Annotated in this window: 7 protein-coding genes; 6 read left to right on the top strand and 1 reads right to left on the bottom strand. The window is 36.5% G+C overall.

Translation table 11 applies throughout. The features are described from left to right. Positions 1–542 precede the first annotated feature (542 nt). Positions 543–4,946, top strand: coding sequence for a S8 family serine peptidase (locus ACFVRR_RS14480; RefSeq protein WP_387329692.1), 4,404 nt, complete (start codon positions 543–545; stop codon positions 4,944–4,946). 79 nt (positions 4,947–5,025) lie between these two features. On the opposite strand, the gene ACFVRR_RS14475 is transcribed toward ACFVRR_RS14480, so the two are convergent. Next, entirely contained in the window at positions 5,026–5,946 is a 921-nt protein-coding gene (locus tag ACFVRR_RS14475; RefSeq protein WP_387329689.1) for a LysR family transcriptional regulator, read from the bottom strand. Between the two features lie 490 nt (positions 5,947–6,436). Here ACFVRR_RS14475 and ACFVRR_RS14470 point away from each other — a divergent pair, with 490 nt between their 5' ends. The 5 genes from ACFVRR_RS14470 to wrbA all read left to right on the top strand — a co-directional run bounded on the left by ACFVRR_RS14470 (position 6,437) and on the right by wrbA (position 9,850). After that, positions 6,437–6,865, top strand: a complete 429-nt coding sequence (locus ACFVRR_RS14470; RefSeq protein ID WP_387329686.1) for a MarR family winged helix-turn-helix transcriptional regulator — start codon at positions 6,437–6,439, stop codon at positions 6,863–6,865. Between the two features lie 55 nt (positions 6,866–6,920). After that, complete coding sequence (locus tag ACFVRR_RS14465; protein WP_387329682.1) at positions 6,921–7,319, top strand: DoxX family protein; 399 nt, start codon at positions 6,921–6,923, stop codon at positions 7,317–7,319. 126 nt (positions 7,320–7,445) lie between these two features. Further along, complete coding sequence (locus ACFVRR_RS14460) at positions 7,446–8,384, top strand: ring-cleaving dioxygenase (RefSeq protein ID WP_387329679.1); 939 nt, start codon at positions 7,446–7,448, stop codon at positions 8,382–8,384. Positions 8,385–8,528: 144 nt separating this feature from the next. Next, positions 8,529–9,143 carry an alpha/beta hydrolase gene (locus tag ACFVRR_RS14455; RefSeq protein ID WP_387329676.1) on the top strand — a complete coding sequence of 205 codons (615 nt, stop codon included), beginning with the start codon at positions 8,529–8,531 and terminating at the stop codon, positions 9,141–9,143. 41 nt (positions 9,144–9,184) lie between these two features. Next, positions 9,185–9,850 carry an NAD(P)H:quinone oxidoreductase gene (gene wrbA / locus ACFVRR_RS14450; RefSeq protein WP_387329673.1) on the top strand — a complete coding sequence of 222 codons (666 nt, stop codon included), beginning with the start codon at positions 9,185–9,187 and terminating at the stop codon, positions 9,848–9,850. Positions 9,851–9,900 lie beyond the last annotated feature (50 nt).

Raw genomic sequence — 9,900 nt, 5'->3', positions numbered from 1 at the left:
CTTGTCCCCATAAAAAAACACCCCTTATGTAATATAGTTTACTATACGACATAAAAGGTGTTTTTTCTCGTGTCCCACATAAAGGGTTCACTATAAATTGAACCAGGTTTTTTTTCTTTGAATTCGTTAAGCTTTAATCACCCAACATTCATATTAATTACTGTGATTTTAACTAATTAAACAGATTGGTTTGTAAAGTTTTTAATTATAAAAAAGGGCAACCATTATATGTATGAACTGTTAATAATTAACAATTTATCTTATTCTTCATTTTAAAGATAACTATTCTAAAAAAATTAAATTTGTTATTCATTACTGAAGATTAAAACATATAATTTACAATTGTAATTCTGATATAATTTCAGATTTCATTCCAATCAATCATAACTAAAACGAATCATAATCATATCGATAATGTCATTTACCAGAAAAATATATTACCATATAATAGCCTTAACATTAAGAATAGTATAATTTTTCCGTTTTTTTATGGGGTAATTCAGCTGTCCTGAAATGTAATTTTTGATAAAGGTGATGCAAAGATGAAAAAACGAACTACGTGGTATAAGGGAAAAGCTGCGACTGGTATAGTTGCTTCAGCCCTAGTAATCTCTAATGCTAAATTTATTTTTGATGCTCCATTAAGTAAGGCACAAGGATTAAGTCCCGATGATGCGATGACACGTGTTGTGGTCGAAATGGAAGGAGCTCCTGCTATTCAATCCATGCCACATTCCGAAAATGTTGGAGCTTTTTCCAGAACTACAATAAGAAAGTTAAAAGATCAAATTGAGAACTTAAAACAATCACATGGAAATGTATTACAAGAAATAAAAGAAAAGAAGATTCCATTCAACAAGTCAAACGAATATACGTTCGTATTTAACGGTGTTTCATTACAAGTACCAAAAAACAAAATTGATGAACTGCGTTCTCTTCCTGGAGTAAAAGCGGTATATCTGGATCAAAAATATCATGCAGACTTAGCCGACAGCGTCCCTTTGATTGGTGCTCCTGACGTTTGGTCTAAGCACGACCAAAACAATCAAGGAATTACAGGGAAGGGAGTGACAGTCGCTGTGATTGACACAGGTGTGGATTATAATCACCCTGACCTTGGAGGGGGATTCGGGCAAGGGCATAAAGTTGTCGGGGGATATGATTTTGTCAATCATGATAACGATCCGATGGACGACCAAGGCCATGGTACCCATGTCTCTGGAATTATTGCTGCGCATGGAAAGGTGACCGGTGTGGCTCCTGATGCTTCCATCACAGCCTATAAAGTTCTAAACCAATATGGAGAAGGAAATGATTCCGATATCATTGCCGGAATAGAAGCTTCTATTTCGCCAGACAATCCATTCCCAGCAGATGTAATTAATATGAGTATAAGTGGTCCTGGCGATGGTAATGACCCGCTCTCTCAAGCTGCTCAAAATGCTGTTGATGCCGGTGTAGTTGTTGTCGCGTCAGCAGGGAATTATGGACCTGGTTATGGTACCATTGGTGCTCCAGCTATGGCTGAAGGGGTACTTGCTGTTGGAGCAAGTACAAGCGGTATTAAAGTACCAGCAGCGAAGATGGTTTCACCTCTTGAAGAGAATTTATCCATTACCCGCCTTGGGATTACAGCTAATCCTCCTGAAGCAGAAACCACTCGCGAGCTGGTAGATGTTGGAGAAGGCGGACTTGAAAACTATAATGGATTAGATGTAAAAGGAAAGATTGTTCTCATTCAATTGCCTCAAGGTGCTGATCCACAGCAATATTTATATACAGCAGGGAGAACAGCTCAAGAAAAAGGGGCCGAGGCTGCGCTCTTTTTCCAGCCTACGGAAGTTGGTCCTCAACTTGCTTCTGTTTTTAAATTAGGAGAATCGATTCCATCTCAATATTCATCTAACTTAAGTGGAGAGATGAAAGAACAAGATCAATTCCTAGCAGATTCATCAGGGGATAGCCGATTGGAAACGCTGGTCGCAATGGCAATTGATGGAACAAAAGCTGAGGAATTAAAGTCCTACTTGGCCAAGGGACCTGTCAAAATAACGATTTCAGGAAAAGACGCAACGGATAAAATGGCTTCCTTTAGTTCTCGTGGTAATTCCGACCTTCGAGCAAAGCCTGATTTAGTCGCTCCAGGTGTTGAAATCAATTCGACTTATATTAAGAAACAGGATGATGACTCCGGTTACACAAGAATGAGTGGGACAAGTATGGCAGCCCCACATGTGGCTGGTGCAGCTGCGCTGCTGAAACAACTCAAGCCGGATTGGAATGCCAGAGAGATTTCCAGTGCTTTAAAAGAAACCGCGAAACCGCTGGCATCATATGATGTGCTTACACAAGGGGCAGGAAGATTGGATGTTAAGGCTGCGGCGGAAACGAATGTCGTCGCCTCACCTAATGCATTGAATTTTGGAATTGCTGATATAAAAGATTCGAAGATTCATAAAAGCGCTTCATTAACTTTGAACAATCACGGTGAAAAACCGGTTGATATGGATTTCACGGTTAAAGATAATACAAAATCCGAGGCAGCGGTAACTGTGAATCCATCTCATATTCATATAGAACCAGGTCAACAGGTCAATGTTGAAGTGAGCATCAATATGGATAGACCGGATCAGGATACGGTTATTTCGGGATGGATAGAAGGAAATATACAATCAGCAACAGAATCTCAACATTTGCGCGAGCCATACCAATTTACTGTAAGGCATCTTCAAATTACTGCAACACCCGATCCAGTAGCATCCTCAATGAATGAAACGGAAGCCTTTATATACAGTCCGCTTGATTTGTCACAAGCTCCAAAAGTGACGATACGAACTCCAAGCGGAAATACAAATCAAGTGACTCCTGTATTAGAGAATGATCATTGGTGGCGCGTGCCAGTTCAGACAAGCGAAGTGGGAATCTATCGTATTGATGCAATTTCGACAGTCAAAAATTCCTCGACTGAGGAATCAAGCATAATAGGTTCTGGTTATCTGGAAAAATTACCAGCAGATAAGGAACACGCTTCATCCTGGGACTCAGTTGGACCTTACTCTAATAATGGCTTGATGACTTTTGATCCAAAAAATCCTAATAGCATGACAGTGTTAACAAGAGAGAATCCTTCTCTTTTCCGTAAGGAGGATGGGAAAGATACTTGGCATGAGTATCGAAATTTTCCTGTCCAAGGAGGATCGCCAAAGAAAATGGTGGTTGATCCCACAAATGCACGAAATATATATGTGCCAATTAATTCAAATAATAAACTCTTGGATACAACTTATATAGGTAAAATATTAGCCAGCAAAGACGGCGGAAAAACATGGAGAACTCTACCTTTTCCAGATATAGATATTTCTGACTTAGTAATTGATAAAAGTGGACAGAAACTAGTTGCAATTACGAAAAACGAAGTCTATGTCAGCTTGGATAGAGGAATGAACTGGGAGAAATTATCTGGATGGTGGTCATATCTAGATGACGCAGAGCTTGTGAATAATGACCTTTACCTTTCAGATGGCTCTAGCGGCGTTTACGTTCTAAAAAACGTATTCTCTGGTTCGGCTACATCCGAGAAATTGTTTCAAGGAAATACAAAGGAAATACTAGGTAATCAAGATATTCTAATTGCTAGTACATGGGGTAGCGGTTTGTACGCTTCCTTTAACAAAGGTAAAGATTGGAAAGAACTTACGCACGACCAAGTACCATTTAATAATGTATCTGCCGTGAAAATTTTGGATGGTGGTATTTATGTAGGAACAGCGTATGATGGAATATGGGTAAGCCGTGATTACGGAAAAACATGGGAATCCTGGAAAGAACCGCTTCCAGATTATAACTCCATTGAAATCGATTTTGCATTAGGAACAAAATCTTCTCCTTTTGGAAATCGCCCAGTTTATGTTTCTTCTGATCAAGCAGGAATCTATGAAACACAGAATAAAGGGGAAACATATAATCGAGTCGGTATTCCTTCAGCAACGGTTTTTGACTTGGCTATTTCCAAGAACTCCAAAGGATACCAGTTACTTGCCGGAACATTTTCCGAAACGTACCGGACAGCATTACCAGATCAAAACAAGATTGATTCCGCAACACTCGAATGGGGAGCGGCTAAAGGTGAAGGAAAATATGGAGAAACAGTGTTTAAAATTGCTACGTCTCCTGCAGAACCAAATGTCGTTTATAAAATACGCAATGGTGCGGATGGGTTCATGTATGTTTACCGAAGCAAGGACGGAGGACAAAACTGGGATTTAAATTTTGTAGATGGCTCAGTCCCTACTGGCATGCTGGTTCACCCAGCCAACCCGAATGAAATCGTGATCCCATATGTTGTCCCTCGGACAGGTGAGGTTGGTGTGTGGATTAGCAAGGATGGTGGGGAGAATTGGAAAAAGATAATACAAGAAAAACACATTTTTACAGCTCTTGCCGGTGATCCAAAAGATCCTAACCGAATTTGGGCAGGAGGAGAGGACGGTCTATTTTTGTCCAAAGACATGGGCCAATCATTCCAAAAAATTCAAAACGTTCCTTTGAGCAGTTTAGCGATCGATTCAAACAATTCAAACCATTTAGTGGTTGGAGGAAACTATTTGTATGTCAGCACGGACGGAGGGAAAACCCTAGAAAAAGCAAAGGGTGCTGGGTCTGAGCTCGAAATGTTTGTAAATGATATCATCGTTTCCCCTAGTAATCCAAATGTTATCTATGCTGCAACTGGTTCCTTTCTTAAATATCAATTAGGCTTTTTAAGAAAAGGAGGTCGTGGTGTGTTAATGAGTGTGGATGGGGGAGTAACATGGACTAATATATCCGAAGGCCTCGAAAACAAAGATACGACTGCACTTGTACTATCCCCTGACGAAAAATACTTGTTTGTCGGCACGAATAGAAGCAGTGTTCAACGAATAAAATTGCCTAAAAAACAACGTTAAAATAATAACTTTAAAAGATATCTACTCTTAACTTTGCCCCATTCCGTTTTATGGAATGGGGCATTTTTTATGAGAACTGTTAAGAATGAATTAAAGCAATTTCACTTTCCTTTTCATAAAGATTTGCCTCATTCACATAATCAAATAATAATTCCATAAAACTTCTTGCAACATTTCCAATATACTTATCTTTATGATGTACAATAGCAATTTCCTTACATATTCTAGGGTTTACTATTTTAATCACATTGAGGGTTTCAGCATTATCCGAAGCAAGATGTTTACTTGGAAGAATAGTTGCACCAATACCTGCTTTCACTAAACTCAATATAGATTTGACATCAGTTAATTCTATAATTGGTTTGATAACGAATCCTAAAGAATTAGCGGCAATATCAATTACTTTTCGGCAATTGTGGTTTACAGGACTTAAAACAAGGGGCAGGTCTTTTATCTCTTCAAAATCAACTTTATCCTTTTCAGCCAAAGGATGATTAAATGGGACAGCTAAATAAAATTCTACATTATATAAAGGAATATTTGTTAACTGTTCATTCTCTAAAGGCATTGTCAGTGCTAAATCGACTTCATTTTGAATAACCATATCTTCAATATTATCTGACTGAGTGATCTTCAATTGAACATTAGGGTGCTTTCGATGAAGTTCTAAGAAAACTTTAGATGCAAGTTGACTTAACTCTTCCGACATGACCCCAATAATCAGTTTTCCTCTTTTTAGCTTTTGGAGCTCTCCGATTTGTTCATAGATAAATTGTAAATTGGAGAATATTTTTTCGGATTCTTCTTTTAGAATTTCACCTGCGTCCGTAATGGCAATTTTTTTTCCTAAACGATCAAATAAACGAACCCCTAATCTATCTTCAAGGGCTCTCATTTGACGACTTAAAGCAGGTTGTGAAATTCCTAATTTCTCTGCTGCCCTTGTAAAATGTAATTCCTCACAAATGGCTACAAAGTATTCCAATTCTCTTAATTCCATAATTTCACTACTCTCTATTCTAAATGATATTATTTAATGACTAATTTATTTTTACTTAAAGAAGATGTTATCAAAACATCCCAAAATCTTATTACTTTTAATTAAGAGAATAACCAAATAAAAAACTGCTCATTCCCATATTAAACTAATGAATACAGAAATAACAACTCAGGAGTGCTATTAGAGAACGTAGTAATTATTCCCATCTCTCTTATATTGCGAAACATTGAGATACTATAGAATTTTACTTTTGAAAATCGCATACTTCTTTTCAAATAGTAAACTCTCTACCATTGTCTTAAAAGGGGGTGTTTAAAAACAAAAAGTTATGAGCTATCTATGTAATTACCAAAAACGTAGGTATCTGGCTTAATAATTCTTATTTAATCCTAAAAAATATAAAAGCTTATTGACAAAAAAAATAATAAGTATTAATATTATCTCATATTCAAGATGTTTTAATTCGAAGTAATTTTTGGAGGTGAAATTAATGGAGAAGAAATGCAAAAATCTACCTTTTCTACTATTAATGCAAACATCTAAAGCAATTCATGACCGAATAAAGGACGAAATGGCAAAATACAAGTTAAGCATAACTGAGTTTTCTGTTTTAGAAGTACTATATCAAAAAGAGAAACAAACAATACAACAAATTGGAAATTCAATCTTGGTCTCAAGTGGTTCGATGACTTATGTTATAGATAAGCTAGAACAAAGAGATTTATTATGCAGAATGCCATGTCCAGATGATCGCCGAGTAATACATGTAATATTAACTGATGAAGGAAATGAATTGATGAACGAAATTATGCCGAAATACAATGACTTCATTAGTAATATGTTTGATTCATTAGATTTAGATGAATCTGATACTTTTACTAAGCTTTTGAAAAAAATAAGAAATAAAGTTTATTCTTAAAATTTTTTTTATTTTATCTCGATTTAAAGATATTTATATTTTAGGAGGAGTTAATATGATCAATATAGGTTTATTATTGATTCGATTGGTAGTTGGTATATTGTTTATCGGGCACGGTGCTCAAAAATTATTTGGTTGGTTCGGTGGATACGGATTGAAAGGTACTGGTGGATGGTTTGATTCTATTGGCATGAAACCAGGCGTAACAATCGCGCTAATCGCGGGGCTAGTAGAATTTATTGGCGGAATATTGTTTGCTGTAGGATTTTTAACCCCTCTAGCAGGAATTTTGATTGCTGGGACTATGGCAATGGCAATTATTAAAGTTCATGCACCTAATGGAATATGGGCAACATCAAATGGATATGAATATAACTTAACTTTACTAGTAGTGGCTATTGGTGTAGTTTTAACCGGTCCTGGTAAATATGCTTTAGATACATTTTTATTCTAAAATATCTTTAATTAATAATTCTTGAATTTAAAATAATGTTATTAGTTTTTATTAGTTGACTAGGCACAATAATATTACTAAGTTTCTTAAAACGGCTAATCTTTAATTTAAAAGGAGAGTTGAAAAATGAGTAAGAAAACAATGGGTATTCACCATATCACAGCAATTGTAGGAGATCCTCAGGAAAATGTAGATTTTTATGCAGGAATTTTAGGGTTGCGTATGGTTAAGCAAACCGTCAATTTTGATGATCCAGGTACTTATCACCTTTATTTTGGTAATGAAGGTGGAAAACCAGGAACAATTATTACGTTTTTCCCTTGGGCAAGAGCTCATCAAGGAACCATTGGAGACGGTCAAGTAGGAGTTACTTCATATGTTGTTCCAAAAGGGGCTATGGAATTTTGGAAAAAACGACTAGAAAAATTCAATATCCCTTTTACAATCATGAATCGCTTTGGAGAACAATATTTGCTATTCGATGATCCACATGGTCTTCACTTGGAAATTGTTGAAAGAGAAGAAGGTGATATCAATACATGGACATTCGGTGAAGTAACACCTGAAGTTGCTATCAAAGGTTTTGGTGGTGCAACTTTATATTCAACCCAGCCTAACAAAACATCTGAATTGTTAGAAAATGTAATGGGACTTGAATTAGTTGGTAGAGAAGGTGACTTTGCTCGATATCGTTCTAATGCGGATATTGGAAATATTATCGACGTAAAATTAACTCGTAGTGGACGTGGTCAAATGGGTGTTGGAACAGTACACCACATTGCATGGAGAGCTAGTGATGACCAGGATCAATTGGATTGGCAAAAATACGTTTCATCTCATGGATATGGTGTAACTCCTGTTCAAGACAGAAATTATTTTAATGCCATTTACTTTAGAGAACATGGTGAAATTCTATTCGAAATTGCGACTGATCCTCCAGGATTTGCTCATGATGAATCCCAAGAAACAATGGGTGAAAAATTAATGTTGCCTTCACAGTATGAACCTCATAGAGCAAAAATTGAGCAAATTTTGCTACCAATACAAGTAAGAGAACTTGACTGATTATATGAAGCTGGATTGATTACTTTTCTTTCAATCGATCCAGCTTCATTGTACAAAAGAGGAAATCATAAATTTCTGGAAATAATTATGCAATAATTGATAAAAATGTTTTAAATCGAAATACCAAAAGGAGGGAAATATATAATGAAACATCTATTCAATAAAGGTCATAATCCAACAAAGCCTACATTATTATTACTTCATGGTACTGGAGGTAATGAATTAGACCTATTACCACTTGCAGGAATAATTGACGATGAAGCTTCTGTATTAAGCGTTCGTGGAAATATATTGGAAAATGGGATGCCAAGATTTTTTAAAAGATTAGCTGAAGGGGTTTTTGATGAAGAAGACCTTATTTTCCGAACAAAAGAATTAAATGAATTTCTTGATGATGCAGCAGAAAAGTATGGTTTCGACCGAAATAATATTATTGCATTAGGATACTCAAATGGGGCGAATATTGCTGCAAGTTTATTATTTCACTATCAAAATGCATTAAAAGGTGCTATTCTGCATCATCCTATGGTACCGAGAAAAGGGATTGAACTTCCAGACTTATCAGGTAAAAAAGTATTTATTGCTGTTGGTACAAATGATCCAATTTGTTCTCCTATGGAATCTGCTGAATTAAAATCTTTATTGGAAAAAGCTAATGCAGATGTAGAACTTCATTGGGAGAATAAAGGACACCAATTAACCATGCAAGAAGTCGAGTTCGCGGCAAATTGGTATCAGAAAATTACTTCGAATAAATGAATGTAGAGAATAAAAAATAGACATAATAGGTGGTGTATTAAATGGGTTTCTTATCCAAATTATTTGGAGATTCATCTGATAAGGAGAATGATACAATGACAAATGTAAAATTGGCAGTGATTTATTACAGTATGGGTGGAACTAATTATCAGCTTTCAAAATGGGCCGAAGAAGGAGCGAAAGAAGCTGGGGCTGAAGTAAGAGTATTAAAAGTCCCAGAGCTTGCTCCACAATCAGTAATAGAAGGCAATCCAGCGTGGAAAGCTCATGTTGAGGCTACTAAAGATGTACAAGAAGTAAAGTTAGATGACTTAGAATGGGCTGATGCCATAATTTTTAGTGTACCTACTAGATTTGGTAATATGCCAGCTCAAATGAAACAGTTTTTAGATACAACTGGTGGGCTATGGTTCAACGGAAAACTTGTTAATAAAGTTGTTAGTGCCATGACTTCAGCTCAAAACCCACATGGAGGTCAAGAAGCAACGATTCTATCACTTTATACAACAATGTATCATTGGGGTGCAATTGTCGCTGCTCCTGGATACACTGATCCTGTTACATTTGGAGCAGGCGGTAATCCATATGGAACTAGTGTTACTGTTGGACAAGATGGAAAAATGATTGAGGATGTAGAAGCTGCAGTTAAACATCAGGCAAAACGTACAGTTACGGTAGCTGAATGGGTAAAAAAAGCAAATCAATAATATAGAAGGAAGAGCGGATCATGGTAGTGCAGATATGGTCCCTCTTCTTT

Source organism: Gottfriedia sp. NPDC057948 (assembly GCF_042887255.1).
Lineage (GTDB): Bacteria > Bacillota > Bacilli > Bacillales > Bacillaceae_G > Gottfriedia.
Note: the sequence above shows the minus strand (reverse complement) of the source record. Positions and strands in the feature narration are given on the sequence as shown.

Coding starts and splice junctions, on each gene's coding strand:
- wrbA (WP_387329673.1), top strand. CDS start 9,185: ATGGGTTTCTTATCCAAATTATTTGGAGATTCATCTGATAAGGAGAAT.
- ACFVRR_RS14475 (WP_387329689.1), bottom strand. CDS start 5,946: ATGGAATTAAGAGAATTGGAATACTTTGTAGCCATTTGTGAGGAATTA.
- ACFVRR_RS14465 (WP_387329682.1), top strand. CDS start 6,921: ATGATCAATATAGGTTTATTATTGATTCGATTGGTAGTTGGTATATTG.
- ACFVRR_RS14460 (WP_387329679.1), top strand. CDS start 7,446: ATGAGTAAGAAAACAATGGGTATTCACCATATCACAGCAATTGTAGGA.
- ACFVRR_RS14470 (WP_387329686.1), top strand. CDS start 6,437: ATGGAGAAGAAATGCAAAAATCTACCTTTTCTACTATTAATGCAAACA.
- ACFVRR_RS14455 (WP_387329676.1), top strand. CDS start 8,529: ATGAAACATCTATTCAATAAAGGTCATAATCCAACAAAGCCTACATTA.
- ACFVRR_RS14480 (WP_387329692.1), top strand. CDS start 543: ATGAAAAAACGAACTACGTGGTATAAGGGAAAAGCTGCGACTGGTATA.